Source organism: Pseudomonas sp. TCU-HL1 (assembly GCF_001708505.1).
Classification (GTDB): Bacteria; Pseudomonadota; Gammaproteobacteria; order Pseudomonadales; family Pseudomonadaceae; genus Metapseudomonas.
In genome coordinates, this window is sequence record NZ_CP015992.1 from 598,791 (window position 1) to 624,717 (window position 25,927).

Genomic DNA, 25,927 nt, shown 5'->3' on the forward strand with positions numbered 1-25,927 from the left:
TCGGACACCCTCAATGGGACTATCAATCAGCGAAAGTTCTAGATATCTATCAGGGGATTTAGTTTTTTTGGAATGTAAGCTCCTTTTTCTTCCTCCATCTGTAACAGTATCTCCAAAACTTGAGTTCGCTTCAGGTCATGCTTCTCGGCTAGCTTGTCAAGGCGTTTGATAGCTTTTTCGGACATGATGAAGTTGTACTGCTTCTTACCAGTCATTTTTGCTCGGTATTTGTTTTGGCTCCATCGTTTCTTGATAGAGTCCATGAGCAGTATCTTTTCTGGTGTGGTGAGAGTTGACGAGTCAAGGGAAATGATTAAGTCATCTTTTTCCTGAGATTGGCTTTGCTGAAAGAAGAGGAGTGGGTATTTGCTTTTGGCTATTTCCCATGCTGTGACCAGTTTTTCCTTCTCGTCGGGGTCGTCGAGCCATTTAAATATATGGTCTGAGCTTGTATGGCTCTCCCATTCCCATTTTGTTTGGTTGACTAGCGCTGATTTTTGAGCTTGGTCTATTGGCCAGATATCAATTATTGCAATGGTTAGGTCTCTACCGGTTAGGTTGGTGGGGCTGGTTATGTAGTTATTTCCATTTTTCTCGGCAAGTTTTCTGATTAGAAAAATATTTTGTCTTTTGTCGTCAGTTATCCACCTCAAACTTTGCTCGGGCAGAAGGAACATGGCGCTTTGTGCTTCGATAAATTCGGCGCGGTGAGCATCCTGATTGATTGCTTCTGCCATTCGATCGCGCATTCCGGGGCTTCTGAACTCACCTAAATTTGTTTGCGGGGACTGGGACTTTATAAAGAACCATAGCCAGGTGCTGAATCGACTATTGGCATTCAAGCCGTTAAGTGTCTTTTGAAGTTTGTCGTTGATTTGAACTGACATGTATGCGGCTCTGGCTGGGGGCGTAGGATGGTTCTTGCTTAATCTCTAGTAGATCCATAGAGCAAAAATAGTATTTTTTTAGCTGTTTTGTAGCGCAATTCTCATGCTTTTCTAGAATGTCAAAGTGGCTCGAATGCCAGTATACACGGGGCTTTTATGAGGTAAAGCAAGGTCAATAGGCATTTGGTTGTCTCCAAGGAGTGTGGCGGGCCCTGTCAGGGGTGTCCCTTGCGAGTGGAGTGGGCTGTGCCCGGTGTTGAACTGAGGTGGTCGGCTGGCAGCAAGGTGCGACTACAAATGAGGAGGCTGAACGTCGAGCGCTCAGTCATTCATTTGCCTGTACAACTCCCCCTCTTGGCGTGGAGTCGCATGAGTGGCCCGTACATCTGTATTTCTGCTGTGAGTGCGGGGCGAGACTGCTATGGGTATTTTGGATTGAAGTTTCTTCCCTGTTTTCTGGAGCGGACGCTGCTCGCTGAATGTAAAGAATTACGCGCAAGCCAGATCTGATGAGTCAAATTAGGAGCTCATCATGAAAGTAATTCGACTGCAGCAGGTAATGGAAATGACTGGCCTTGGACGGTCCACGGTTTACAAATATGTCTCCGAAAACTGGTTCCCGAAGCCGATTCCCTTGGGAGGGCGGAGTGTGGGATGGCTGGAAAGTGAGGTCGATGAATGGATCTTGGATCGAATAGAGGAGCGCGACACGCTAGGGGTTGTTTCGGTGTGATTTTTAGGTTCTCTTTGGCTTTGAGGGATAAGTTGTTACGGCCAGACTGGCTGGCTGTGGCAATTTTTTCCCAGAGCTTATTTTTTATGTCTTTCCAGGTTTTTATGCGTTATTCCTGGGGTGTGTCTGATATTTGCCTTGTTTGGTCTTTCGGTATTGGTAGTATGCTTTATTGTTAATCTACCAAGTGTCGTTAGGCATGGGTGTGCATCGGTGATGAATATCAGGCATTCACAGATGCCTGATTGATGCTCTTGATAGTGATTTGTTAAAAAATACTCAGTGCTAGGAAGATATGAAACTAGCACTGGAGTGTTTAGCAATGCAGCGTCATCCTCAAAATGCAAGTCTGATGGTTCATAATGAAAGTAGCTACTGTGGAATGCCTATTCAGGTAGATAAAGGACCATTTGTTCAGCAGTATCTGGAAAGACTCCGCAGTACTACGGAGCGGGCTGTTGAGCAGTATTCTCGTGTATTCGCTTTCAGGGTTGATCTGCGGTTCCCTACAGGCATTGATCTACCCGAAAGCCATTACACGAATCAGGTAATCGAGCGCTTTGTCGAGTCATTCAAGGCCAAGATACGGCACAACCGTCGTATGGCGCGTATGGAGAACAAGAATGCGCATGACAGTAATGTCCGGTGCGTCTGGGCCAGGGAGGTGGGGCAGCATGGAAGGCCTCACTATCACGTGGCCTTCCTGCTGAACTTCGACGCCTTCAATGCCCTTGGCAAGTTCGAGGCCGGAAGGGACAACATGTTCAACCGTCTTGAGGGGGCATGGGCCAGTGCCTTGGGGCTACCAGTCGAAGCGGTCAGGGGGCTGGTCGAGATACCGACCAATTCAGCCTACTGTCTGCGTCGCAATGACCCGCAGAGCCAGGCTGACTTTTTCTACAGGGCCAGCTACCTCTGCAAGGCAGCCACCAAGGTTTATGGGGATGGCCAGCATAGCTTCGGTGCGAGTCGGCTCTGACAGCCCTTTGCAATGTCTTGCGTGCTGACCCTCCAGCAGAGTAACCGCTCCATAAACCCCGTCTTCCTTTGACGGGGTATCGCGATCAGGATGTGCTAGTCGGCGGGCAGTTCCACGGCAGCAGGGCTTCGTAGTCTTCGACACTGTTGGCCGTTGGCAGGCGCTCCAGGACGTGGCGCAGCCAGGCATAGGGTTCTTGCCCGTTGGCTTTGGCCGTTTCGATCAGGCTGTAGAGCTGCGCGCTGGCCGTGGCGCCCTTGGGCGTGTCGCTGAACAGCCAGTTCTTGCGGCCGATCACGAAAGGACGGATGGCGTTCTCGGCACGGTTGTTGTCGATGGGCAGATGCCCGCCTTCGACATAGCGCACGAGCCGGCTCCAGTTGCTGGCCAGGTAGTTCACCGCCTTGCCCAGGGCATTCTGCGCGGCGACCTGTGGCTGGGTCTTGTCCAGCCAGGCCTTGAGCTGTTCCAGGAGGGGCCGGCTGCGCTGCTGTCGTGCGGCGTGACGTTCCAGGTTGCCGCTGTCCTTGTGATCGCGCTCGATGCCGTACAGCTGGTTGATCAGGTTCAAGGCCATGTCGGCGCGCCCGATCTTGCCCTTGGGCTGCACCTTCTGTGCCTCGATGAATTTGCGTCGAGCGTGAGCCTTATGCGGAGCTCCGGATAAAACCACTCTCTGGATAATGGGCCATGCAGCCGATTTCGGTGATGCCTTGCTCGAAACCGGCCTTGTAGCCAGCGAAGTCGTCGCAGACCAGCTTGCCATTCCACTGGCCAAGAAAATTGCGCGCATGCTCGCCGGCACGGCTGGGGCTGAAGTCGTAGACCACGGCCTTCAGGTCGGCGAAGGGCGTGGTGCTGTAGGCCCAGACGTAAGCCCGATGGGTTTTCTTCTCGCCCGGGGCGAGCATTTGCACCGGGGTTTCGTCAGCGTGGATCACGCGTTGGCCCAGCACGGCTTCGCGCAGCGCATCGACCAGCGGCTGAAGCTGTACGCCGGTTTGCCCGACCCACTGCGCCAGCGTCGAGCGGGCGATAGCGAGACCGGCACGACCAAAAATCTTCTCCTGCCGGTACAGCGGCAAGTGATCAGCGAATTTGGCCACCATCACGTGAGCCAGGAGGCCGGCGGTGGGGATGCCCTTGTCGATCACCTGGGCCGGCACTGGTGCCTGGATCAGTGTTTCGCACTGGCGACAGGCCCATTTCCCACGTACGTGCTGTTCGACGGTGAACACGCCCGGCGTGTAATCCAGCTTTTCGCTGACGTCTTCACCGATGCGTTGCAGCTGGCAGCCGCAGGCGCACTGGGTGGTGTCCGGTTCGTGATGGATCACGGTGCGCGGGAATTGCGCTGGCAGCGGTGTGCGCTTGGGCTGTTGACGTGGTTCGGCTGGGGCAACCGGAGGATTGACGGCTTTCAGCTCGGCCTCGATAGCCATGATGTCGGTGTCGAGCAGGTCTTCCAGCAGGCTGCCCTGGTCAGGGCTCAGTTGCTCGCTGCGCTTGGCGAACTTGTGCCGCTTGAGGATGGCGATTTCGTGGGTGAGGTTCTCGATAACCGTTTGGTCGCGGTGGATCTTCTTACCCATCATGTCGACCTGCGTGAGCAACTGCGCGGCCAGTGCGCGCAGCTGTTCAGGTGTCAGTTGGTCGAGATTGGGCGAGGCAGTCATGCCGCTGATTGTGCCAGAGCAGGCGGTCAGCGGAGATAAACCGATGGGCTAATGGCAGGTGCTACAGCACTGTGATCGCGCCGGCTGCACCGACCCGCTGCCAGGGTAGACCCAGTACCAAAGCCTGAAGTTGCTCGGTGCCGAGTTCGACTTCCGAGCCGTGCCGGATGCCCGGCCAGTGAAACTTGCCCTGGTTCAATCGCCGCGCAGCCAGTCAGATACCCACGCCGTCATGCACCAGGACTTTCATGCGGTTGGCGCGGCGGTTGGCGAAGAGATAGGCGCAGTGCGGCTTCGCCGCACCGAACACCGCGATCACGCGGGCCAACGCGGTTTCAGTGCCAGCACGCATGTCCATCGGCTCGGTAGCGAGCCAGATAGCGTCGATGCGAATCACTGCATGAGCCCGCGTACAAACCGGGCGCAGCCTTCAGGATCAGAGGCTGGCCATTTCACCGTGACCGATTGCTCGCCAAGCGGTAGCTCGATAATCACCGATGCTTCAGCCGGCCGTTTAGGCGTAGCCCTCAATGGAACGAACGCCGGCAACGCCGCCGGTGGCTGATCTCGGTAAAGCGGTAGCCACTTGCGAATGACGTTGGCGTTGATGCCGTGGCTGATGGCAACGCTGGAGACGGTCGCACCGGGTTGCAGGCACTCCTGAACAACCTGGGCCTTGAACGGTTTGGGGTAAGAGCTTCGTTGGCGCATGGAAATCCCGGCGATAAGGGCTATCGCGTCCGCTTAAAAATACGCGGACACCATCGCCCTTAATGCTGGAGTTCGGAAGGTGACTTGGCTGGACGCTTAGTGCGCCAGTTAAAGCTGGCGGAGGATAGTCGATGAAAGTTCGATACTGGTAAGAAATGGCGAATCAACCAGACCCCGAGTCATGCATGTTGCACCGTGAGGTGCAGGGTGAAGCGTTGACAGGGGAAACCGATGGGCCAGCCATTGAGCCGCGTAATCAGGAATCCGGGATGCCGATGCTGTTAAGCGAAGCAGAAGGCAATACGGAGCATGGCGTTATACGCCAGTCATGCTCTGATCCCGCGCGGTCGGAGACCCTGTGCACGTCGGGAAGTCCTTCGCACAGAAACTGGGAGATCTCAGCGGTGCCCGGTGCGCAAGCACCGGGCGGAGCAGGAAAGGCCAAAAGCCGTAACCCTGCTGCCCACGCCGCTGAGAAGTCGGATACGTCCGTAGTACCTGAGAAGCCATCGAACAAAGGGCCTGGCCCTGCGGAGATAGTGGAGGAAAGGGACGTAGCCAAGGGAAACACCGACAGGCCCCCCGCGCCCCGGACACAGAGCCGGATCAGTTGCGCGTCGATGGTACTTGAAGGTGTACGTGAAGCAGCCCGAAGGAACAAGGGCATGCAATTCACGGCATTGCTGCACCACATCACACCGCAGTTATTGGCGCAGAGCTTCTATACCCTGCGCCGCGATGCAGCGGTGGGCGTGGACGGCATGTCGTGGCGAGAGTACGAGGAAGGTCTTCTCCAGCGGCTGAGCACCTTGCACGCAAGGCTCCACAGTGGGGCCTACCGGGCAACGCCGTCACGGCGGGTCTATATCCCCAAAACCGACGGCAGACAGCGTCCGCTGGGTGTTGCCTCTCTGGAGGACAAGATCGTACAGCAGGCAGTCGTTACCGTTCTGAATGCGATCTATGAAGAAGACTTTCTCGGGTTCTCGTATGGGTTTCGACCGGGACGTAGCCAGCACGATGCGCTGGATGCGTTGACGGTTGCGCTCAAGAGCCAGAAGGTGAACTGGATATTGGATGCGGACATCACGTCGTTCTTTGATGAGATCGATCACGAGTGGATGCTGATGTTTCTGGGACACCGGGTTTGCAGACCGGCGCATGCTCGGGCTTATCTGCAAATGGCTCCAAGCGGGCGTGATGGAGAACGGCCGTAGGGTGGCCGCGACGAAGGGTACCCCCCAAGGCGCGGTGATATCGCCGCTTTTGGCGAATATCTATCTTCACTACGTGCTGGATCTGTGGGCAAGGCAGTGGCGCGGATTTCTACATTGCTCACAGTGGCAAGTTCCCGTCCGAAACCCAGGAAAGCCATTACTTCGAGCGTCTGAAGCAGGCTTACCCCATTCATCCGGAGGTGTTTGACCGGCTGTATGACGACTGGTCGAGTCTCGATAACTTCCAGCGCACCCGTGGGGTGCTGAAGATGATGGCCAAGATCATCTACAGCCTGTGGAAAGACGGAAACAACGATCCGTTGATCATGGCCGGCAGCCTGCCGTTTGCAGATACCGACACCCGCAACGAGTTCACCTATTACCTGCCCGCAGGCTGGGATCCGGTCGTGGATCGGGATATCGACGGACCGCGCGCCGAAACCGTCGCCATTGAAAATCACGATGCGCGCCTTGGTGCTGTGCACGCCTGTCGTCGAACTGCACGCACGATTTTCCTCGGTAGTGCACCGACAACTTCCAGCCAGTTGGTTCGCGGTATCGAGATGGAGCGCGTGCTGCTAGGCAGCGCTCAGCCGGAGCAGCAACTGGGCCTGTACGAGGACGCCTTGCGCCGCTTGGGTGACAAGCTGCATTACCTGAATAGTGCCAACAGCCGTTACTGGTTCGACACGCGCCCGAACTTGCGCCGCGAGATGGAGGAGCGCAAGAAGCGCTTCAAAGATCGTGAGGATGTGTTCCCGACCCTGCGTCAGCGCCTCAACAATCTGGGCGGCTGTTTTGGTGGCGTGCACGTTTTTACTGGCAGTGCCGATGTGCCGGATGACTGGACGCTGCGCCTGGTGGTGCTGGCGCCTGATTCGCCTTACAGCAAAACCGGGCCGAATGCGGCGCTGAACAAGGCGTTGGAGATCCTTAAAAGTCGAGGCGAGCAAGCGTGGCATCGGACTATGCAGAGGCGCTCAGAGCCAAGGAGGCAGCCGCCAATGTATCGTCAACGGTGCAACCTGCTGGCGAGCTGATTCATGACATTCCTACCGGAAGCTCCGGCGGTACAGTCGGTGGTGCTGGTGCTGGTGCTGGTGCTGGTGCTGGTGCTGGTGCTGGTGCGGTGGGCGGTTCGTCGGGCTCGGTCGATGTGCCGGTTGCCAAGACGTTGCCGACACAGTTCTATGCCAGCGCCGAGCTAGATCCGGTCAAAGCCAAGATGCAGTTTGCAACGCTGGTCGATGAGGTGATTCAGCAGTTCACGGTCAAGCACGGCGTGAATGTGACCATTTCCATCGATATCCAGGCCAGCAGCGCAGGTGGTTTTGATGACTCGGTGCAGCGTTCGGTGAAGGAGAACTGCAGCGTGCTGAAGGTGAATACCTACGAGTTTGAGTAGAGACCTTGAGGGTGGGCGTCCTTGATGACGCCCGCTGCTACTGCCAGTGACCTGGGATTTCGATGCCGTAGTTCTTGGCGACGGTTTTCAGTGTGGCGAGGATCTCAGTGTGTCGTGCCTGATCGGCTGGCTGCCAGGTCTCACGGCGATCCAGTAGGCCTTTCAGCTCGCCCAGGTTGTACATTCCCAGTCGATGAAAGTTTCCCCAGCTCGGTAAGCCAAACAGGTTGTAGATGACCACGGTGGCGTCGCGTTCGCTGGCAAGACGCTTTTCCCCACTGAGCTTTTCGGCAGCGGCTTCGGCTTCATCTCGGTCGTCCTAGGTGTTGAGTAGTTTCATCAGTGCTTGGTTGAAATCCAATCGGGCGGTGGATTCTGCCTGACTGGCAAAAAAAGAACATCCAAGGATCTGTTCAGGGAGAGCCGCTGGCAAGCGGCTCTCCCTGAACATTGGCCTATCGAATTAGCTCCTTTGTAGCCGACTCAAGATCCAGCATGCCAGCACCAAGGCAATTAGTAGCGGTGGAAAGCGCACCATCAGAATCACCAGCAGCAACATTGCCAGGCAGCCTGCGAGGATGCCGGCAAATACGAACACTGCTGCAAAGGTGCGAAGTAATAGCTTCATGCCAGACTCCTCACAGGTAGCCCAGTTCTGCCAGTGACACGCAGCCTTCATGGCCCACCACGATATGGTCGAGCGTGCGCACACCTACCAGGTTCAGCGCCTCCTGCAGTTTCGTGGTGAGCGTACGATCTGCCTGGCTGGGCTCGGGGTCTCCTGATGGGTGGTTGTGTACCAGGATCATGGCGGCAGCGTTGTATTCCAGGGCGATCTTCACGACTTCCCTGGGGTAAACGCTTGCTCCATCGAGGGTGCCGCGAAACAGCTCCTGAAAGGCAATCACCCGATGCCGGCTGTCGAGCAGAAGCAGGGCGAATACCTCATGCTTATGGTCGGCGAGCAGCGCCTGCAGGTGGCTGAATACTTCCTTCGGTGAGGTCAGTGCTCGCCCCCGGCGCAGACGCAGATTCGCCAACTGCCGGGCCATCAGCAGGATGTCGGTTTCGGTGACCGGTGAATCAACCAGGTAGGTGCCGGTCGATTCACTGGCCTTCAGCTTGTGCAGGCGCATGGTGGGTTCCTTGATGGTGATCAGTCGGTGAGGTATGGCGCTGGGCTTGTGCGTCCAGCTTCTCGGCCAGGCTGGCTTTCGTCGAGCGCTGGGGAGTGTTGGTGGCTGGCGGTGGGGTTTCTGCGGCGGGGTAGAACTCCTCGGCGATGGCGCCAACGTCTTCCTCGCTGTCCTCGAAGGCACCATTGCCGAAGCCACGCTGCGCCGCTTCATCCAGCGCGGCCTGATCGAAGCCTGCTGCTTGCCGCTGCGTATCGAGCTCATTGGCGGCCAGCAGCGCCTCCTTCATGTCCATACCGCCGCGTACCGTCAGGTCGACGTAGAAGATCGGGGTGCCATGGCTCTGCCGGGTGGACTTGCCACGCAGACGCAGTTCCAACGGCAGGCACGCCAGTCGGTTGCCGGAGATGGCCTGGAAGTAATGCAGTCGAGCCGCCAGGGTGCGGATGCTGTTGAAGCCGGTGGTACGGAGCACGAAGCTACCCAGCGGATCGTCATCGCCAATGACCACGTTCAGTCGGCCGTAGGGCTTGCAGGCATTGCCTTTGGCCAACGAGCAGGCGTCCGGCGAAGGGCAGGGCAGTGATTGCATGCCGTCTTGAGTGACGCGCTTGCAGGTCTCACCATTGCCGACGCACAGCGGGCGTCCGGACTGGCGGTCGAACAAGGTGTAGTCGGCGCGGAAATTCAGCTCCGGCTCATTGAACAGCAGACGCACCGGGATGCTGCGCAGCTTGTCGTCCTTGCCCTGACGCAGCTCGTCATTGAGCGGGTGCAACAGCCAGCCGTCCTTGCTTTGTACCTGGGAGGTGATGGTGAATTGGTCATCCTTCTCCGGCAGGCGCTTGCCGTTCTTCTCGATGACCTTACCGATGGAGATGCGCCCGAGAACAGGGGGTGTCAGGACTAAGCCTTTCAGCATGGTGGTTCTCCTGGAAATGAACAAAGGCCAGCCACGCAGAGCGAACTGCGTGGACTGGCCAAGGGGAGGGAAAGGGGGATGAAGATGGAAATCAGCCGACCAAGAAGCGCCGCGCACCGGGTTTCAGCAGTGGGTACTTGGCCTGCAGGTAAGGCTTGTCCTGGAGCAGCTGAGCGACATCGAGGCCGACGCTGTCCTTGGCTTTGCGCCAGCTGACGTAGCCGCTGGAGAACTCCGCCCGACTGGCATCGCCCATGGCCTGCTGCAGCATCTGCTTGAGCTCGGCCTCGCGTTTTTCCTTGTCGGCAATCGACTGGCGCACGGCCTTGAGCTCGATGAAGGCGGCGGCCAGTCCGGCATGGCTGCTGAAGTCGACGACCTGGCCGTTATCTTCCGGGTAGAGGCAGCGCAGGGCCGCTTCGGCGGAAGCGGTGCCATCGGCCGGCGGTGGCGTATCCGTCTCGACGTAGTGCCAGAACTTGCGCTCCAGCTCGATTAGGCGCGCGATCATCTGCTCGTCCCGCTCGATACGGTGGATCTCCAGCGTCTGGCCGCCGAGCAGTACCGCCACATCCGCCGCCCGCTTGCCGGTGACGGCGAGCTGGTGCATCACCTGCAACTGCACATACTCGGGCACGCCTTCCTTCCAGAGGCGTGCTCCATTTATGCCGGCGGTCTTGCATTCGAGGATCTGCACATCGTCGGCACCGATCACCTCGCGGTCGATGTTGGCCAGCATCCAGGGTAGCTGGGGATCGGGATGCTGCAGCACGGCGTTGATGCGGCGCACCTTGTTCTTGGTGCGCTTGCTGTAGTGCCAGGCGACGATGGGCTCCAGGACATTGCCCCAGTACATCGGACTTTCCTCATCGTAGGGATCGGCTTTGGGCATACCGGCATCGCGCCCGGTCTTCTCCAACCACAACTCCAGTTGCGACTTATAGGGATTGAGGCCGACTGCAGCAGCGGCGTCCGAACTGCCGATGCCTTGCTTGCGGATCTGCAGCCAGTCCTCGCGTGGCAGCTCCTTGGTGCTGACCAGGCGAAGGGCAGGGCGGGTTTTGCTGGTGCTGCGATTCAATGAAGTGGCTTTCATGGTATTCACCTGCAGACAGAAAAACGCCCGACCAGCACGAGGCTGACCGGGCGCGAGGGTTGATGTAATTGAGGGTTAAGCGACGAGACGTAGGGCCGCATCCAGGGCGCGTTGCTTGATCTGTGCCCCCTGGCCGAACCAAGCCGAGTCCAGGCGGTACTCGTTGCTGCGGGCGCGGCGCTCGTGATCGACATACTCGGTCACCGCGTTGAGTAGACCCCAGGCGGTGCCATTGGCTGACTCAAGGCTGCTGCCACGACCGCGCCCCTGATACAAGTACTCCACCTTTTGCATGGCGCGAATGTTCGGTACGACCTCGGCTTGCTGACCGCGAGGAGAGTGGTCACCCAATACTGTTGTGATGAAGCTCAAGGCTTCTTTGGTCTTAACCTTGCGCTCGGCCAGGGCGCGCATGCGGTACATGAAATCGTCCCAGCCGGAGACGGCGATACCGAGTTGTTTCTTCACCATCTGGGGATCGAAGCGAGTGTTGTGCGGTACCTTGATGGCGCGGCTGGAGCCGTCCAGGGCGATGGTCAGGGTGTTATTGCAGACCACGCGCACGGTAGTGGGCGTAGCCGTAGTGGCCAGGGTGCCATCGCAGGACGTAGCGAGCAGCAAGTAGCCGTTGACCTGATCGTTACCCTTGAGCGCTGTGCCTTGGCCAGTGCGTGCCAACGCCCAGAACTTGCGTCCGCCCTTGAGCACGCCGGCCGTTTCCAACTCATACCCGGAGATTTCCGTCAGATCTCGGTAGAACTCCAACACCTCGCGCGGCTGCACGGTGTGATAGCGGTTGGAGACGACTGACAGCGGGGCCTTGGTATCGGAGCGGTAGAGCACTTTCTGTTCCGGGAAGGAATGGATAGCGCCCAGGTGGCCGACCGCGTCCGACTTGAAGTGCACCGGGCTTTCCAGAATCTGCCAGTCCATGCCGGCTTCGCGCTGCCAGACCTCGATGGGTTGTTTCTGAGTGAGCTGATTGCCCAGGCCGTGCCAGGGAGCGGCGCCAGCGTAGGCCATGGTTTCGACGAGATGAGCCATGTGAACGATTCCTTTGAGTGCAAGCCGGCATAAAGCGCTGCGCGAGGCGCAGCACCAACCGGACGACTGAAATGAGGAGAGAGTGGCGTCGGATCAGGCCGGCAGGTTGAAGCGATGACCGCAGAGCAGGCAGAGGTTGTGGGCCAGAACGTGGCGATCAAGCGACTCACCCAACTGAGCGCCGAGCGCGCAGCCACCCACGCCGCCAGCCAGGCCGCCGAGGATGGCGCCCGACACGGAACCGAGGGTGATACCGACGGGCCCGGCGAGAGCGCCGAGCGCTGCGCCGACCTGACCACCCGCCAGGGCAGCGCTGACGCCACGCGCAACACCGCCCACGGTGCCGATGGCGGCGCCGACTTTCATGGCGTGATGGAAGGAAGCGACTTTGGGGGAGTGACAGCGAGGGCACTGCAATGACATGGGGTAAACCTCCTTGGTGGTGATGTCATTGCGGTTATGTAGGGCTGAGATTTTTTCGAATCGAATGGTTGTGTCGCGAGCAGCTTATCCAAGGGGACGGGCTGCTGTGGACCAAAAGTTGCCGGTGGGGCCGGCAGATGCCGGCCCAGGCCGTGTAAAAACGCAGCAGGTGATGGATAGCTGGATATTGGATTGTTTTAGCGGCGCCCAGAGGCCCCGTGGGCGCTTGGTGTGTCGATCCGAGTTATTCAACTGATTCGGGCAAGTGTGGCTTCGGCGATACTGTGCGACGAGCTCAGCGGCCAGCCAACGGGGGGGCAGGCCTTCATCGCTGCCATCGGCGCACTATTGCCCAGCAGGTTCCAGGAAATGCTCCAGGCTGGCCATCACCCGCTCGCCCGCCTGTCGACTGCGCACGTAGACGTTCGCATCGTCGGCATAGCGTACGAAGCGATGACCGCGCCGGCTCAGCTCCTGATCGAGCTCGTTCAGCAGGATGTTCGAGAGCAGCGGCGAGAGCGGCCCGCCTTGCGGCGTCCCCTCCCGCCGTGGGCTCACGAGCCCGCCGTCCATGACCCCGGCTTCCAGGTAGCGCCGGATTAGCCGTAGCACACGCGGGTCTTCGACCTGACGTGCCAGCAGCTCCATCAGCAGGTCGTGGTTGACCCGGTCGAAGAACTGCTCCAGGTCCAGCTCCACGCTCCAGCGATAGCCCGCCGCCACATGGGCCCGGGCCATTTCGACAGCCAGGTGCGCGCTGCGTCCCGGACGAAAGCCGTAGCTGAAGTCCGAGAACAGCGGTTCGAACAGCGGCGTCAATTGCTGCAGCAGGGCCTGCTGGATCAAGCGATCCAGCACGCTGGGTATCCCCAGCGTTCTGACACCGCCCTGGGGCTTGGGAATGTTCACCGCACGGACGCCGTGCGGCTGGTACGCCCCCGCCAGCAGCCGCTCCCGCAGGTGCGGCCAATACTGTTTCAGGTAGCACGCCAGGTCGCTCACCGACAAGCCATCGGCCCCCGGTGCGCCCTGGTTGCTCACTACCCGTCGATATGCACGCCGCAGGTTCGCCAGTGACAGCGCCCGCTCCAGCAGCGTGTTCGGCTCCGCTTTCGTCCACGTTACAGACGCCATCGGTGTCTGCGCACTGTCAGCCGTCATGTGCGGATACCGTCCGCCATGCCGGGGAACGGCCTTCCCTGGGGGAAACTTCTGCGGTTCGACATCCCATGAGACTCCAACGCCTACCGGCGGTATAACCTGTTCGGCCCTTGGTGGTGTGGTTAGCACCGCTTACTACGGCCTCGGCTGACTTCTGCACGCCCATCCCGTCGCCTCTCGACGCCCGGTAGCACATCGGCAAGCGCACAGATCTCCCAGGGTAATTCGCGCGACCTTCCTGCTTATGCCTGGCGGATCTTCGTCGTAGCGTGCCGTGCAAGTACCGGGCTTTGACGATTTGGGCCGCCTCACCCCGCTACGCCGCTTCCATCCGCTTCCTGTTCGTCAGGCCAGCAATTTGCTTCCGGCTTCCTTCAGATTCGCAGTCACCCGCGACACCCTTGCCTTCCGCTAGCACTTCCCCTTGCCGGGCGTGCAGAGGACTTTCACCTCCAAGTCGTCCCATTCACCTGGGCGGTGGCATGTTGATCCCCGCCTCGGTGGCCGGCGTGGTGATCCCCAACGCCCACCGAGCTGGCCTGGCGGCAGGGTTGATGGGCTTTGCCCAGATGTTTGGTGCCACCTGCAGTGGCTTGCTGCTCGGCGTACTGCAAGACGGTACCGTCTGGCCCATGATCGGGCTGCAAGGGGCCTTCGCGTTTGCCGCCATCACCAGCTTCAACGTGCTGAGCCGGGCAGGGCGACCGGCGGCTGCCGCAACAGCGGGGTGAGTGTTGGGGGAGCGCACGACACTGCACTTTCGATCAGCGCCTTATGGCAGGAGGCGATGGCGGACATGCACCGGCGGCTGGAGGACTTGCAGCCGGTCAACGAGAGACTGCACCGAGAAAACCACCCGTTGCGCGCGACCTTACAGGCCAATGGCCGGGTGCGGGATTTCGCCCGCCCGGGTGGCCGATCAGCGTGCCATACCGTCCAGGCCACCGGCCTGCATGATCTCGGCGATGATCGGTAGCGGGGTCAGCAGCTGGCGGCGCATCCCTGCGCGCGGATTCTTTCTGAAAGTTCTTCAGTGCGAGCGGGCGTTGCGGACCTCGCGGGCGGTGCAGTTGTACTGCTGGCGGAAGGCACGGGTGAACTGCGCCTGATCGCTGAAGCCCCAGCGGTAGGCGAGTTCACCGATGGAAAGGTGGCAGTGCGGATCACGCAGTTGGCGATGCACGGCTTCCAGGCGTTGCTGGCGCACCCACTCGCCGAGGGTGTAAGGCGTGGCGGCGAAGAGCTTGTGCAGGTAGCGCAGTGACAGGCCGCAGGCGCTGGCGATGGATTGCGGGGAGAGCTCCGGGTCGGCGAGGTTCTGCGCAACGAACTGCTCGACCCGTTGCAGGTGCAGGGCGCTAAGGTTGGAGCTCTCGCTGCTGAGCACGCGTTCGTCCTGTTGCAACACCAGCAGCAAGGTGGACAGGGTCTGTTCCAGCAGCAGGTGGCGGGCGGAGGACGGGCAGTCGTCGAAGTTGGTGGCACACAGCCCCAGTTGATCGACGAAAATCCGCCCCAGGCCACGTTCGGCGCCGAAGCAGAAGCGGGTGTAGCGCTCGGGGCCGCGCAAGTGACCTCGCAGCGCCCGTTCGGGCAGCTTGAGCACCCAGAGATCGTTCTCGGCACCGTAATGGAAGCGGTAGGGCGCGTCCCCGCGTTCGACGATGAAGCCGCCCGGCGCGCAGCTCAGCTGGCGGCCGTCCTGCTCGAAATGCACGTCGGTACAGCGGGGCACGGTGACCAGGTAGAAGGCCTCGTTGTCCTCGCCGACCTGGGCCTTGCTGCGTGAATAACCCAGCATGCTGGAGCGCAGGCGCGAGAGGCTGACGGGGCTGCTTGGGGTATCCCAGACCTGCAGGTGACCGTCGAAGGGCTTGCCTGTGTCGAACTCCAGCGACAGCGGGAAGTAGGTAGCGCTGATGGCCTCGGCCCAGCGCACCTGCCGTTCATGCTGCGACCAGCTGCTGGTCGACGATTCATGGGGCATGGCGTGTCCTCGTGCTTATTGCTCTTGTGAGGACAGCGCGGCAGGTCGAGCCTGCCGCGCTGTGTGTCGGCCAATAATCCGCGTGATTCAGGGCCGCATCAAGCGCAGCGCGTCACCCGGTAGGTGGCGGACGGCTCGAGGGTCGCCTGCCAGCCCGGTGGCACCACAATATTAGTGGTGTCTTCCTCGATCACGCAGGGGCCTTGCACCGCCTGGCCGGGTTGCAGGCGGTTGCCATTGAACACGGCGGTGGACTGCCAGTCGCCATCGGCGCTGAACAGCATGGGGCGCAAGCTGTCCGGAACCGGTGCCGGCGGGTTGGCCGGACCTTGCAGCTCGGGTTGCGGTGGGCGTGGCAGGTGACCGATCACCGAGCACTCCAGGTTCACCAACTCCACCGGGCTGCCCTTTTCGCTGTAGGAATAGAGGGTCTTGTGAAGCGCGTGGAAGTCCTCGCAGAGCGCGGCGAGGCCCGCTTCGTCGAGCTGGTGTGCTTCCAGTTGCACGCTGCATTCGTGGATTTGCCCGAGGTAGCGCATTTCCAGGGTGTAGTGGCAGCTAGTGGTCTCGTCGCCGAAACCGTCGTCACGCAGGTTGACCAGACCCTGCTGGCGCAGGTCGGCCAGGGCGCGATTGAGCCGGCTCAGGTTCACGTGTCCGGCGTCTAGGCGCATGGGCAGGGTAGTCAGCTGGTCGTAGCGCACATCGGAGAGGATCTGGCCGAAGGCGCACAGACCGGAGGCGACCTTGGGGATCAGCACAGTGTGGATGCCGATTTCCTCGGCCAGGCGCACCACGTGCATGCCCGCCGCGCCGCCGGCACCGATCAGGGCGAAGTCGCGCGGGTCGTGGCCGCGTTCGATGGACACGCGGCGGATGCCGTTGACCATGTTCAGGTTGACCAGCGTGGTGATGCCGAAGGCCGCACGCTCGATGCTGATGCCCAGCGGGTCGGCGATCTTCTGCCGGATGGCGTCCAGCGCCGCCTGGCGGTTGAGGCGGATGCTGCCGCCAAGCAGGGCGCCGTCCGGCAGGTAGCCTAGGGCCAGGTTGGCATCGGTCACCGTCGGCTCGGTGCCGCCCTTGCCGTAGCACACCGGGCCCGGCTTGGCGCCAGCGCTGCGTGGGCCGACCTGGAGCATGCCCAACTCGTCGAGGTGGGCGATGGAGCCGCCGCCGGCGCCGAGGGTTTCCACCTGGATCATCGGCACGCCGATACGTTGGCGGAGGAAGTCCACGTCCTTGCTGAAGTTGGTGCGCCCGGCATTGGTCAGGGTGATGTCGAAGGAGGTACCGCCCATGTCGACGGTGATCACATTGTCGATGCCGAAGGGGCGAGCCACCGAAAGGCCCGCCTGGGGCGCCGAGGCCGGGCCGGAGTTGATGGCGTTCACTGCGCGATCGCGCATCACATTGCCCGGCGCCAGGCCGCCATTGGACTGGAAGTAGCGCACCGGCTGCTGGGCGCCAAGTTCCTCGAACAGTGCGTCGATGCGTTCCACGTAGCGGCCCATCACCGGGCTCAGGTAGGCGTTGACCACGGTTGTCGAGGTGCGGGTGTATTCGCGGATCTGCGGGAACACTTCGAAACCGGTGCAGACGAAGGCGCCGGGCAGGGTGGCGCGTACCAGTTCGGCGGCGCGCTTCTCATGGCTCGGGTTGCGCACCGACCAGACGAAGGAGATGGCCACCGCCTCCACGCCCTCGGCGCGGAAGTAGTCGATGGCGTCATGAATGGCGCGTTCATCCAGCGGGCTGTGCTCACGGCCGTCGCTGAGGATACGGCCGGCAATGGGGCGGCGCAGGTGACGCGGTACCAGCATGTGCGCTGGTGGGTAGTTAGCGTCGTAGCGGTGGCCTTCTTCCTTGTGGCCGAGGCGGATTTCCAGGCTGTCCTCGTGGCCTTCGGTGCAGAGCAGGCCGACTTTGACGCCGGTGCGCTCGATCAGTGCGTTGAGGGCTACCGTGGTGCCGTTGATGCACAGGTCGCAGTTGGCAATGATGTCCGCCGGCGTGCGGCCGGTGGCGTCGGCGATCTGCGCGAGGCCGGCGCGGATGGCCAGGGTGCCGTCCTGCGGAGTGGAGGGCGCCTTGAACAGCTGCACGGAGCCGTCGCGGTTGGCCAGGATGAAGTCGGTGAAGGTGCCGCCGGCGTCGATGCCCAGGCGAAATTGGTTGCGCATGTCGAATCTCCGATCAGTACTGGGCGCGGGCAGCGCGGGTGGCGGTTTCGTCGAGGTGGCCTTTGGCGTCGAGGATCACGCCATATTCCAGGGCTGCGCCCTTGGGCGAGACCAGGCCGTTGCGCACGTCTTCCAGCACGGCGGCCACGGGGCGACGCAGCGGGTCGCCATAGCCGCCACCACCCGGGTTGATGTTGATGATCCGCTCGCCCGGATGGACGGTGAGCATGGGGTTCTGGATGTAGTGGGTTTCCTCGCCGTTGACCTGGCGGTGGATCAGCCGGCCGAGCTTTGGCTCGATCAACACGTTGCGCGCCCCAGCCGCGCCGGCTGTTGGCAGCTGCCGGCCTTCACCGAAGCCGACCATGGTCATGTCGTGGGCCAGGGGCTCGATCTCCAGGCGTGTGCCGGAGCCGCCGCGGAATTCGCCGGCGCCGCCGCTATCGGTCATCAGGCTGTAGCGGTGGATGACCACCGGGTACGCATGTTCGAGCAACTCTATGTCGCCGCTCATCAGTGCACCGAAGCAGCACAGCGGACCGCGGGAATGCCAGCCATCCATCACCTTGTTGGCGCCAGCGCCGGAAATGATCGAGGCCAGGACCATGGTCACGTACTCGCTGTTCTCGTTGCGCGGGTCGCGGCCGGCGATGTTGATGCCGCTGGTGTGACCCCAGGAGGCGGTGACGCGCTGCGGCGAGGCCTGCTCCAGGGCCAGGCGCACGGCGTCGGCCAGGGTTTCCATCGGTGTGGTGGTGCAGTTGACGTGGGGCGCCGGCTCCTGGGCGTTGCACAGGGTGCCGCGCGGGCCGACGTCGACACTGACGCAGCGGTACAACCCTTCGTTATAGGGCGGGGCGACCTGGGCGAACATCATCAGCCCGAGGTAGACGCCGGATACCGAGTTGCCCTCGTAGGAGTTGATGAAATAGGGCACCTGCGGCGGGCTTTCGATGCGCACGTGGGCCTGGTCGCCGCGGATTTCCACATGGGCGGTGATGGCCAGTTCACCCAGGCCGTGGCCAGAGTCTTCAAGCACGGCGGTGCCGCTGTAGTGGCCATCCGGGACGTCGCGCAGCAGGGCGCGCATGTGGCGGTCGGCCATGTTCTTCAGCTCGGCGATGCAGGCGCGAACCTGCTCGACGCCGTACTTGTCGAGCAGCTCCAGCAGGTGCCTTTCGCCGACGCTGCAGGCGCCGAACTGGGCGTTGAGGTCGCCCTCCTGGTAGGGGCGGGCGCGCATGTTGGTGAGCATCAGGTTGATCACGTCTTCACGGCGCTTGCCATTGGCCCACAGCTTGACCGGCGGGATGCGCAGGCCTTCGGCGTAGATTTCCTTGGCGTCCGGGTTGTAGCCGGCCGGTACGGGGCCGCCGATGTCGGTGAGGTGGCCCTTGCACACGGTCCAGAACACCAGCTCGCCCTTGTAGAACACCGGTTTGTACATGCAGCAGTCGAGGATGTGGCTGCCTTTGTAGGCGGGGTCGTTGTGGTAGATCACGTCGCCTTCGGCAATGTCGTCGCCGAAAAACTCGGCCACGCACTTCATAGCGGGAATCAGCGAGCCCAGGTGGATCGGGATGTCCTGGCCTTGCAGGATCATCTCCGGGAGATGGTCGAACAGGGAGTTGGAGTAATCGTGGGCAAGGTTGAAGACACTGGAACGGCCAGTCTTCTCCAGGGTCAGGGTCATTTCGCGCTGCGCTGTTTCCAGCGCGCCTCGCACGACCGCCAAGGTGATCGGATCTACTGTTTTCATGGGGCACCAACGCTTGTTTTTATGTTTCGGGTGAGGGCCGTCTGCGCGCGGCCCATGGGGTATACGCTACGGCTGGGGCGGGGTGGCTGGCTTGTCGCTGGGTGTACCCCTTGTTGCGTTTTGGCGCACTCGGGGAGGGGAATTACCGGGGCGCATTCCACGTAGGAGCAAGCTTGCTCGCGAAGGGGGCCTGCGCCTTCGCCAGCAAGCGGGCTCAGGTCGGGCGGCTAGAAGTAGTACCCGATGTTGCTGTAGAGCTGGTTTTCCCAGCGCTCGCTGCCGCCGGCGCCGAGGCTCTGGGTGTAGCTGCTGCCACCGATATATGGGTCGTTCTTGCCGTGCAGCCACTCCAGGGCGATCCACAGCGGGCCGAGGCTGAAGGAGCTGCCGGCGATGAAGCGCTGGGAGTCCTGGAAGGCGCTTTCATCCTTGTCGAACAGGCTGTAGTTGGCGTAGAGCTTGATGCCCGACAGCCAGCCGTATTGCCCGGCGATGTCGTAGCTGAGGTCGGCGAGGTACAGGTTGCCCTTGGCGGCGACGTTGAAGGTGCCGTCGAAGCTGCCGAAGCTCACCAGACGATCGTCGCCGGGGTTCTTCGGCGTCATCTGCTGCCTTGCCGCCTGGGCTTGAATGCCCCAGGGGCCGTGATTGCCGGAGAAATGCAGGGCGGCGGCATAGCGATGGCCGTCTCGGTCGGTGTCCTGGTTCTCCAGCGTCGAGGCGAGGCCCGAGAGGCCGACTTCCGATTTCCAGCCGCCGGCCTCGAACTGCCGCGCCAGGCGCCCGACGAGGATGTCCTTCTCGTGGTTGTCACTGCCGTCCACCACGTAATCATCTGCCGTTGCCACGCCGGTGCCGTAGGTTCGCCCGCCACGGCTGGTGCCCTTGCCCTGTTCGGCGGGGATCGGGTAATAGGCCGCCTGCAGGTCCCAGTCGCCGCTTTGCTGCAAGTAGTTGAAGCCGATGTCCTGGGTGTCTTCCAGGCCGATCACGTTGCCCAGGCTTTCGAAGAAGGTGCTGCCGAAGTAGGGCAGCAGGCCGAACGGAATGGGCGTCTGGCCCACCTGCAGTTGCTGCTCAGGGGAGAACTTGTAGCCAACCCAGGCGTACTCGGCGAAGGCGATGTCGCCTACTTTGTCGGTGTAGTCAAACGGGTAGGCATCGCCATAGAAACGGTACTTGGCGGCGGCGATCCAGGTGTCGGAGTGGTAGTCCGCAGTAAGAAAGAAGGTATCGAAGCTGAACTTGGAAAGGTCCCGGTCCGGGTCATAGTCCAGGCGCCCGCGGATGGCGCCGCCGAGGTCGAGGTTATCGGTGATTTCCACGGCGTAGACCGGCTGCGCGAGGCCGACGGCGAGCAGGGTTGCCAGAATCGAGTTAAGCCGAGTGTGTTGCAGGTTCATTGACCGCTCCGGTGTTCTTGTTGTGGATGGCGGAGAAAGGGGCCGCCCGGAGACGGCCGGGGGGGATCAGCCGAGATCGCCCTGGGGCTGGGCACGGCGGAACAGGACGGGCACTGCGAGGTAGCCGAGGAAGGCCACCAGGAAGGCCGCCGGGGCTGAGCTGGTGGCCAGGTCGGCATCGCCACTGGTGTGCAGGGCGATACCGACCGACGCCGAGACGAGCCAGGCGAACAGGCCGCGGGCGCGGAAGGCTGGCAGGCCGTCGAGGCGGTACTGCGCGGTGCGCGAGAAGAGGATGTGCGCCAGGGTGATGGCCACCCAGCCGACGATGAAGATGCTCTGGTAGGCCAGCGCCTGGAGGATGTAGCTGAACACGTCCAGCAGCATCAGCAGGTAGACCACCGCCCCCGTCAGCAGCGCCCACGCAACATAAGGCACGTGCGCCAGGCCCAGGTGGGCGAAGAAGGCTTGCATGTTGGTGGCGGCGAGGAAAAAGTTGCCAGTGTTGATGCGCGTCTGGCTGATCCAGACGAACAGCAGGCCGGCCAAGCCCATCAGCTTGATGATTGCCAGCACCACCGACACTTCGCTCAAGCCACCGTCAGTGGGGATGGTGGCAGCAAGGAAGATGCCCACCAGACCGTTGAGCAGGAAGGCGACGGCATAGAAAGGCATGCCGAAGTTGAAATGGGCGTGGTAGCGGCTGTCTTCCTGGCGCCCGAAGCGGGCGTAGTCCCAAGTGTACATCATCAGCACCCACACACCCATGAAGTAGGTGAAGCAGTTCCACCAGCCGTGCTCGACCGGCCCGCCTTCCGGCGCCATGGCCAGCCAGGCGGGCGAGTAGCCGTACTCGGCGATGGCCATCGCCACCGCTGCCACCAGGCCGATCAGGTAGAAGGGCAGCAGTACGCCGTTGAGCTTGTCGAGCCAGCGCATGGCGTTGCCGAAGATCAGTAACACGCTGTAGCAGACCACCAGCAGGAAGGCGCCATGCAAGCCAATAGCAGGGAGGTAGTGCTGCAGGGCCACTGCCATCACAGAGCCTTCGAAGACGCTGTAATAGATCGCCGTGGCGCTGAAAATCAGCGTGGCCAGCGCAGCGCCAGTCTTGCCGAACAGCACTTGGGAGAACTGCGCCACCGACAGCCCGGTGGCGATGGCGTGGCGGGTGATGACCGCATTGATCACGCCGTAGCTGACCACCGACAGCACCAGGCCGATGATGGCATTGACCGTACCGTAGCCCATGGCCAGGGCGGCGGCGACCACCAGGTAGAACATCGCACTGCAGATGCCCCACCAGGCCATTGTCAATGAGCCACGGCTGAGCCGCTGCGAGTCCGGCACTGCGCCTTGGGATTGTTCAGGGGATGAATCGTTGTTCGAGAGTGCACCAGCCATGACCGTACCTTTCTTGTTGTTGGAGTGAGAGGCTCCAAGACAGTAAGAAAAACGGGCCGGTGTGGATTTGCGTTTGGCGCATGAGTTTTTGCGCTTGGGTGTACAGGGCAGGCCGTCGGCCTACAGCGTGAATGAATTCAGTCCGACAAAGAGGGTATGGCGTTGTATCGGCTTTTCTGTGGGGGCGAATTCATTTGAACTTGGGAAACCACGTCCTTAAGGCGTGGTCTTGAGTCATCGGCTCTGCCTGTGACGATTGAAATGTGCCGACTAGCAGGATGAAGTCGGGATTTTCTGTAGGAGCGAGGCGTGGCGGTTGTCTTGTAGGAGCCAGCTTGCTGGCGAAAGCGGTGCCACATTCGCGAGCAAGAACTCGGCGTCCCCCTTGCTCCAACAAGTCCAGCGGTGAGCCAGGCGCAGATGCCATGCTCCCCCCCCTTCTCGGGGGCAAAAAGCAGGTCCACGTTCTACGAACGTGGATGTTTACTCGCAAAGGGCCGCGTAGCGGCCCCAAAACACGCCAATCAACGCGCCGTATTACCCAACCCACCCGCCCGCATGATCTCGGCAATGATTGGCACCGGGGTCATCAGGTGGGTGCGCATCATCTCGCTGGCGCGCGCGGCGTCGCGGGCGAGGATGGCTTCCACCAGCGCGGCGTGTTCCTGGCGCTTGCGCTCCAGGGCTTCTTCGGAGAACACCGTCTGGGTCAGCCAGAGGTGGCGGTAGCGTTCGGCCTGGTCGAACAGGTAACTGCGGGCCTGCAACAGGTGCTTGGAGTTGCAGCCCGATGCGATGGCGGTGTGGAACGCCTTGTGGCGCTGGTCCCAGACATCCAGGCGCTGCTCGCGGGTTTTCACTTCCATCACCTTGGCCAGGGTATGGGACTGGGCCAGGATCGACGCTTCCCAGGCGTCGTCGCCGCGCTCGATGGCCAGGCCGACGATCATTGCTTCCAGGTTCGCGCGGGCGTCGTAGATGTCCTTCATCTCTTCCACGGACATGGGTGCCACGCGGTAGCCCTTCTGGCTGATGGCGACCACCAGCTTCTCCGCCACCAATTGCGACAGGGCTTCACGCAGCGGGCCCACGCCCAGGTCGTAGCGTTCCTTCAGGGTGCTCATCAGCAGCTTTTCACCGGGCTTGAACACGCCACGGATGATGTCCTGCTTGAGCCACTCATACCCGCTGAAAGCCGAGTTCTGACGAGGGGCGAGTGCTTCCAAGGTGCTGTTCCTCACAACGTTTTGCGGATCATACCGAAACGTCTTTTCACCGAGAAACAATGGACAAACGTGCGTTTTATTTTCGTTTTTTAAAAATGTAGACATTTTTAGTTTGTGGCGATATTTTCCACTCGCCCACCTGATCCGGGCGCTGCCTACCACTTCTTTGCCAGGAAACCGCCATGAACGCCTTTACGAAGATCGAGGACCTTGTGATGCCGATGCCGCTGGAGACCCGGGGGTTCACCGTCACACCCTCCCAGCAGTCGCCGCGCCTGCTCCAGCTGACCTTCGCCCGCGAAACGGTGGAGGCCTTCGTCAAGGCGGTGGGTGAGTGGCCGGTCCAGGCCCTGGAGTACAAATCCTTCCTGCGCTTCCGCTTCGGCCAGATACTCGACGACCTGTGCGAAGGCACCCTGCGCCCGGTGCTGCTGAACACCATCCTGAGCCGCGCCTCCGGCGGCATGCTGATCACGCCCGTCGGGCTGGATGACGTGAGCCAGGCCGAGGACATGGTGAAATTCACCACCGCCTGCGCCCACCTGATCGGCCGTTCCAACTACGACGCCATGAGCGGCCAGTTCTACGCCCGCTTCGTAGTGGTCAACACCGACAACTCCGACAGTTACCTGCGCCAGCCGCACCGGGTCATGGAGCTGCACAACGACGGCACCTTCGTGAACCAGATCACCGACTACGTGCTGATGCTGAAGATCGACGAGAAGAACATGGAAGGCGGCAACTCCCTGCTGTTGCACCTGGACGACTGGGAGCAGTGCGACGAGTTCTTCCGCCACCCGCTGGCCCGTCGCGAGATGCGCTGGACCGCGCCGCCGAGCAAGAAGGTCAGCGAGGACGTGTTCCATCCGGTGTTCGATACCGACGCCGAAGGCCGCCCGACCATGCGCTACATCGACCAGTTCGTGCAGCCGGAAAACTTCGAGGAAGGCATCTGGCTGAACGCCCTGTCCGAATCCCTGGAAGGCAGCGCGCAGAAGCTGTCCGTGCCGGTGCCGGTGGGCAGCTTCGTGCTCATCAACAACCTGTTCTGGCTGCATGGCCGCGACCGCTTCATCCCCCACGAGGGTCTGCGTCGCGAATTGATGCGCCAGCGCGGCTTCATCAGCTACCAGAAGCCCCGCTACCTGCGCGGTCAATAATCAATGGAGCGCGGCGGAGGGCTGCCACGGGCGGCCCTTCGCCGTGCCCGGCACAAATGTTCGACCGTAGGTTGGCGCTGAGCGCAGCGAAGCCCAACACCTATCCGCTGCGCCAAGCGCGAGGTAATGGCTGTGTACGATTTCATCATCATCGGCGGCGGTATCGTGGGCATGTCCACGGCCATGCAGCTGATGCAGGTTTACCCGGATGCCAAGGTTCTTCTCCTGGAGAAGGAGTCCGGCCCGGCCCGTCACCAGACCGGCCACAACAGCGGCGTGATCCATGCCGGCGTCTACTACACCCCCGGCAGCCTCAAGGCGCGCTTCTGCCTGGAAGGCAACAAGGCCACCAAGGCTTTCTGCAACAAGCACGGCATCCGTTACGACGAGTGCGGCAAGCTGTTGGTGGCCACCAACGCGCTGGAGATGGAGCGCATGAAGGCGCTCTGGGAACGCACCGCCGCCAACGGCCTGGAACGCCACTGGCTGTCCGCCGCCGAACTGCGCGAGCGCGAGCCGAACATCGTCGGTATGGGCGGCATCTTCGTGCCCTCCAGTGGCATCGTCAGCTACGCCGAAGTCACCGCCGCGATGGGCCGCGAGTTCCAGGCCGCCGGCGGCGAGATCCGCTTCAGCGCCGAAGTCACCGGCCTCGACGAGCATGCCGATGAAGTGGTGGTGCGTACCCGCACCGACGAGTTCCATGGTCGCTACCTGATCACCTGCTCGGGGCTGATGGCCGATCGCGTGGTGCGCATGCTCGGCATCGAGCCGAACTTCATCATCTGCCCGTTCCGGGGCGAGTACTACCTGCTGCCCAAGCAGCACAACCAGATCGTCAACCACCTGATCTACCCGATTCCGGACCCATCCATGCCGTTCCTCGGCGTGCACCTGACGCGGATGATCGACGGCACCGTCACCGTTGGCCCCAGCGCCGTGCTGGCCATGAAGCGCGAGGGCTACCGCAAGTCCGATATTTCGATTCCCGACATGGTCGAGACCCTGACGTCCCCCGGCATCCTCAAGGTGCTGGCGAAGAACCTGCGCCCCGGCCTGATCGAGATGAAGAACTCCCTGTTCAAGGGCGGCTACCTCAAGGAAGTGCAGAAGTACTGCCCGAGCATCACCAAGGCCGATCTCACCCCCTATCCGGCCGGCGTGCGCGCCCAGGCGGTGTCCCGCGACGGCAAGCTGATCGATGACTTCCTCTTCGTGAACACCCCGCGCAGTGTGAACGTGTGCAACGCACCGTCGCCCGCCGCTACCTCCGCGATCCCGATCGGCGCCCACATCGTTGACAAGGTCCGTGAGCAGATCGCCGTCTCCGGCACCCGCTTCACCGTCAAAGCCACCGATAACAAGCAGCGGGCCGCCGGCTGAGCCGACGTCACCGCCGCCCAATCCAGAGGATG

At 61.4% G+C, this 25,927-nt stretch carries 21 protein-coding genes and 5 pseudogenes; 8 read left to right on the forward strand and 18 right to left on the reverse strand.

Going from position 1 to position 25,927, the window contains the following annotated elements:
• Positions 1-38 precede the first annotated feature (38 nt).
• Positions 39-887: a hypothetical protein gene (locus THL1_RS02700; RefSeq protein ID WP_069081844.1), complete on the reverse strand. Its 849-nt coding sequence runs from the start codon at positions 885-887 to the stop codon at positions 39-41.
• Positions 888-1,419: 532 nt separating this feature from the next.
• Between THL1_RS02700 and THL1_RS02705 the strand changes: the two genes are divergently transcribed.
• Together THL1_RS02705 and THL1_RS02710 are read left to right on the forward strand one after the other, a co-directional pair.
• A complete protein-coding gene (locus THL1_RS02705; RefSeq protein WP_069081845.1) occupies positions 1,420-1,620 on the forward strand; it encodes a helix-turn-helix transcriptional regulator in 201 nt (66 codons plus the stop codon).
• A 322-nt stretch (positions 1,621-1,942) separates the two neighbouring features.
• A complete protein-coding gene (locus THL1_RS02710; protein ID WP_069081846.1) occupies positions 1,943-2,599 on the forward strand; it encodes an inovirus Gp2 family protein in 657 nt (218 codons plus the stop codon).
• A gap of 85 nt (positions 2,600-2,684) precedes the next feature.
• Here the strand turns inward: THL1_RS02710 and tnpC are convergent.
• From tnpC to tnpA, 3 genes and pseudogenes are all read right to left on the reverse strand, one after another.
• A pseudogene (gene tnpC, locus THL1_RS02715) lies at positions 2,685-4,275 on the reverse strand (IS66 family transposase).
• A 61-nt stretch (positions 4,276-4,336) separates the two neighbouring features.
• Positions 4,337-4,672: pseudogene (gene tnpB, locus THL1_RS30465) on the reverse strand (IS66 family insertion sequence element accessory protein TnpB).
• Positions 4,669-4,986, reverse strand: coding sequence for an IS66-like element accessory protein TnpA (gene tnpA, locus THL1_RS28670; RefSeq protein WP_083245796.1), 318 nt, complete (start codon positions 4,984-4,986; stop codon positions 4,669-4,671). Before tnpA ends, tnpB begins: the two are co-directional and overlap by 4 nt.
• A 155-nt stretch (positions 4,987-5,141) precedes the next feature.
• On the opposite strand from tnpA, the pseudogene THL1_RS31140 reads away from it, so the two are divergent.
• The 3 genes and pseudogenes from THL1_RS31140 to THL1_RS30365 form a co-directional block, all read left to right on the forward strand.
• Positions 5,142-6,306, forward strand: a pseudogene (locus THL1_RS31140) (reverse transcriptase domain-containing protein); the annotation flags it as partial.
• A gap of 166 nt (positions 6,307-6,472) precedes the next feature.
• On the forward strand, positions 6,473-7,243 hold the full coding sequence (locus THL1_RS29440; RefSeq protein WP_237234761.1) for a hypothetical protein: 771 nt from the start codon (positions 6,473-6,475) through the stop codon (positions 7,241-7,243).
• A complete protein-coding gene (locus THL1_RS30365) occupies positions 7,222-7,608 on the forward strand; it encodes a hypothetical protein (RefSeq protein ID WP_202969620.1) in 387 nt (128 codons plus the stop codon). The genes THL1_RS29440 and THL1_RS30365 overlap by 22 nt, the downstream gene beginning before the upstream one ends.
• A 37-nt stretch (positions 7,609-7,645) precedes the next feature.
• Here the strand turns inward: THL1_RS30365 and THL1_RS02740 are convergent.
• The 8 genes and pseudogenes from THL1_RS02740 to ltrA all read right to left on the reverse strand — a co-directional run.
• Positions 7,646-7,948, reverse strand: a pseudogene (locus THL1_RS02740) (hypothetical protein).
• 123 nt (positions 7,949-8,071) lie between these two features.
• Positions 8,072-8,236 carry a hypothetical protein gene (locus THL1_RS30250; RefSeq protein WP_023835624.1) on the reverse strand — a complete coding sequence of 55 codons (165 nt, stop codon included), beginning with the start codon at positions 8,234-8,236 and terminating at the stop codon, positions 8,072-8,074.
• A gap of 10 nt (positions 8,237-8,246) precedes the next feature.
• On the reverse strand, positions 8,247-8,744 hold the full coding sequence (gene radC / locus THL1_RS02745; RefSeq protein ID WP_069081849.1) for a RadC family protein: 498 nt from the start codon (positions 8,742-8,744) through the stop codon (positions 8,247-8,249).
• Positions 8,716-9,666 carry a hydrolase or metal-binding protein gene (locus tag THL1_RS02750; RefSeq protein WP_069081850.1) on the reverse strand — a complete coding sequence of 317 codons (951 nt, stop codon included), beginning with the start codon at positions 9,664-9,666 and terminating at the stop codon, positions 8,716-8,718. Before THL1_RS02750 ends, radC begins: the two co-directional genes overlap by 29 nt.
• A gap of 91 nt (positions 9,667-9,757) precedes the next feature.
• Entirely contained in the window at positions 9,758-10,762 is a 1,005-nt protein-coding gene (locus THL1_RS02755; RefSeq protein WP_069081851.1) for a YqaJ viral recombinase family protein, read from the reverse strand.
• A gap of 75 nt (positions 10,763-10,837) precedes the next feature.
• Positions 10,838-11,806 (reverse strand): DUF932 domain-containing protein, encoded by a 969-nt coding sequence (locus THL1_RS02760; RefSeq protein WP_069081852.1) that lies wholly within the window; start codon positions 11,804-11,806, stop codon positions 10,838-10,840.
• 93 nt (positions 11,807-11,899) lie between these two features.
• A complete protein-coding gene (locus tag THL1_RS02765) occupies positions 11,900-12,229 on the reverse strand; it encodes a hypothetical protein (protein ID WP_069081853.1) in 330 nt (109 codons plus the stop codon).
• 363 nt (positions 12,230-12,592) lie between these two features.
• Positions 12,593-13,486 (reverse strand): annotated as a pseudogene (gene ltrA / locus THL1_RS02770) (group II intron reverse transcriptase/maturase); the annotation flags it as partial.
• A 386-nt stretch (positions 13,487-13,872) separates the two neighbouring features.
• On the opposite strand from ltrA, the gene THL1_RS02775 reads away from it, so the two are divergent.
• A complete protein-coding gene (locus tag THL1_RS02775) occupies positions 13,873-14,121 on the forward strand; it encodes a hypothetical protein (RefSeq protein WP_069081854.1) in 249 nt (82 codons plus the stop codon).
• A gap of 299 nt (positions 14,122-14,420) precedes the next feature.
• On the opposite strand, the gene THL1_RS02780 is transcribed toward THL1_RS02775, so the two are convergent.
• The 6 genes from THL1_RS02780 to csiR all read right to left on the reverse strand — a co-directional run bounded on the left by THL1_RS02780 (position 14,421) and on the right by csiR (position 23,352).
• Positions 14,421-15,377, reverse strand: coding sequence for a helix-turn-helix domain-containing protein (locus tag THL1_RS02780; protein WP_069081855.1), 957 nt, complete (start codon positions 15,375-15,377; stop codon positions 14,421-14,423).
• 98 nt (positions 15,378-15,475) lie between these two features.
• Entirely contained in the window at positions 15,476-17,560 is a 2,085-nt protein-coding gene (locus THL1_RS02785) for a hydantoinase/oxoprolinase family protein (protein ID WP_069081856.1), read from the reverse strand.
• Positions 17,561-17,573: 13 nt separating this feature from the next.
• Entirely contained in the window at positions 17,574-19,319 is a 1,746-nt protein-coding gene (locus THL1_RS02790) for a hydantoinase B/oxoprolinase family protein (protein WP_069081857.1), read from the reverse strand.
• 227 nt (positions 19,320-19,546) lie between these two features.
• Positions 19,547-20,722: a porin gene (locus THL1_RS02795; RefSeq protein ID WP_069081858.1), complete on the reverse strand. Its 1,176-nt coding sequence runs from the start codon at positions 20,720-20,722 to the stop codon at positions 19,547-19,549.
• A gap of 66 nt (positions 20,723-20,788) precedes the next feature.
• On the reverse strand, positions 20,789-22,126 hold the full coding sequence (locus THL1_RS02800; RefSeq protein ID WP_069081859.1) for a purine-cytosine permease family protein: 1,338 nt from the start codon (positions 22,124-22,126) through the stop codon (positions 20,789-20,791).
• Positions 22,127-22,650: 524 nt separating this feature from the next.
• Positions 22,651-23,352: a DNA-binding transcriptional regulator CsiR gene (csiR, locus tag THL1_RS02805; RefSeq protein WP_069081860.1), complete on the reverse strand. Its 702-nt coding sequence runs from the start codon at positions 23,350-23,352 to the stop codon at positions 22,651-22,653.
• A gap of 182 nt (positions 23,353-23,534) precedes the next feature.
• On the opposite strand from csiR, the gene glaH reads away from it, so the two are divergent.
• Together glaH and lhgO are read left to right on the forward strand one after the other, a co-directional pair.
• A complete protein-coding gene (gene glaH / locus THL1_RS02810; protein WP_069081861.1) occupies positions 23,535-24,512 on the forward strand; it encodes a glutarate dioxygenase GlaH in 978 nt (325 codons plus the stop codon).
• 132 nt (positions 24,513-24,644) lie between these two features.
• Positions 24,645-25,895 carry an L-2-hydroxyglutarate oxidase gene (lhgO, locus tag THL1_RS02815; RefSeq protein ID WP_069086389.1) on the forward strand — a complete coding sequence of 417 codons (1,251 nt, stop codon included), beginning with the start codon at positions 24,645-24,647 and terminating at the stop codon, positions 25,893-25,895.
• Positions 25,896-25,927 lie beyond the last annotated feature (32 nt).

Coding starts and splice junctions, on each gene's coding strand:
- THL1_RS02700 (WP_069081844.1), bottom strand. CDS start 887: ATGTCAGTTCAAATCAACGACAAACTTCAAAAGACACTTAACGGCTTG.
- THL1_RS02705 (WP_069081845.1), top strand. CDS start 1,420: ATGAAAGTAATTCGACTGCAGCAGGTAATGGAAATGACTGGCCTTGGA.
- THL1_RS02710 (WP_069081846.1), top strand. CDS start 1,943: ATGCAGCGTCATCCTCAAAATGCAAGTCTGATGGTTCATAATGAAAGT.
- tnpA (WP_083245796.1), bottom strand. CDS start 4,986: ATGCGCCAACGAAGCTCTTACCCCAAACCGTTCAAGGCCCAGGTTGTT.
- THL1_RS29440 (WP_237234761.1), top strand. CDS start 6,473: ATGATGGCCAAGATCATCTACAGCCTGTGGAAAGACGGAAACAACGAT.
- THL1_RS30250 (WP_023835624.1), bottom strand. CDS start 8,236: ATGAAGCTATTACTTCGCACCTTTGCAGCAGTGTTCGTATTTGCCGGC.
- radC (WP_069081849.1), bottom strand. CDS start 8,744: ATGCGCCTGCACAAGCTGAAGGCCAGTGAATCGACCGGCACCTACCTG.
- THL1_RS02750 (WP_069081850.1), bottom strand. CDS start 9,666: ATGCTGAAAGGCTTAGTCCTGACACCCCCTGTTCTCGGGCGCATCTCC.
- THL1_RS02755 (WP_069081851.1), bottom strand. CDS start 10,762: ATGAAAGCCACTTCATTGAATCGCAGCACCAGCAAAACCCGCCCTGCC.
- THL1_RS02760 (WP_069081852.1), bottom strand. CDS start 11,806: ATGGCTCATCTCGTCGAAACCATGGCCTACGCTGGCGCCGCTCCCTGG.
- THL1_RS02765 (WP_069081853.1), bottom strand. CDS start 12,229: ATGTCATTGCAGTGCCCTCGCTGTCACTCCCCCAAAGTCGCTTCCTTC.
- THL1_RS02775 (WP_069081854.1), top strand. CDS start 13,873: ATGTTGATCCCCGCCTCGGTGGCCGGCGTGGTGATCCCCAACGCCCAC.
- THL1_RS02780 (WP_069081855.1), bottom strand. CDS start 15,377: ATGCCCCATGAATCGTCGACCAGCAGCTGGTCGCAGCATGAACGGCAG.
- THL1_RS02785 (WP_069081856.1), bottom strand. CDS start 17,560: ATGCGCAACCAATTTCGCCTGGGCATCGACGCCGGCGGCACCTTCACC.
- THL1_RS02790 (WP_069081857.1), bottom strand. CDS start 19,319: ATGAAAACAGTAGATCCGATCACCTTGGCGGTCGTGCGAGGCGCGCTG.
- THL1_RS02795 (WP_069081858.1), bottom strand. CDS start 20,722: ATGAACCTGCAACACACTCGGCTTAACTCGATTCTGGCAACCCTGCTC.
- THL1_RS02800 (WP_069081859.1), bottom strand. CDS start 22,126: ATGGCTGGTGCACTCTCGAACAACGATTCATCCCCTGAACAATCCCAA.
- glaH (WP_069081861.1), top strand. CDS start 23,535: ATGAACGCCTTTACGAAGATCGAGGACCTTGTGATGCCGATGCCGCTG.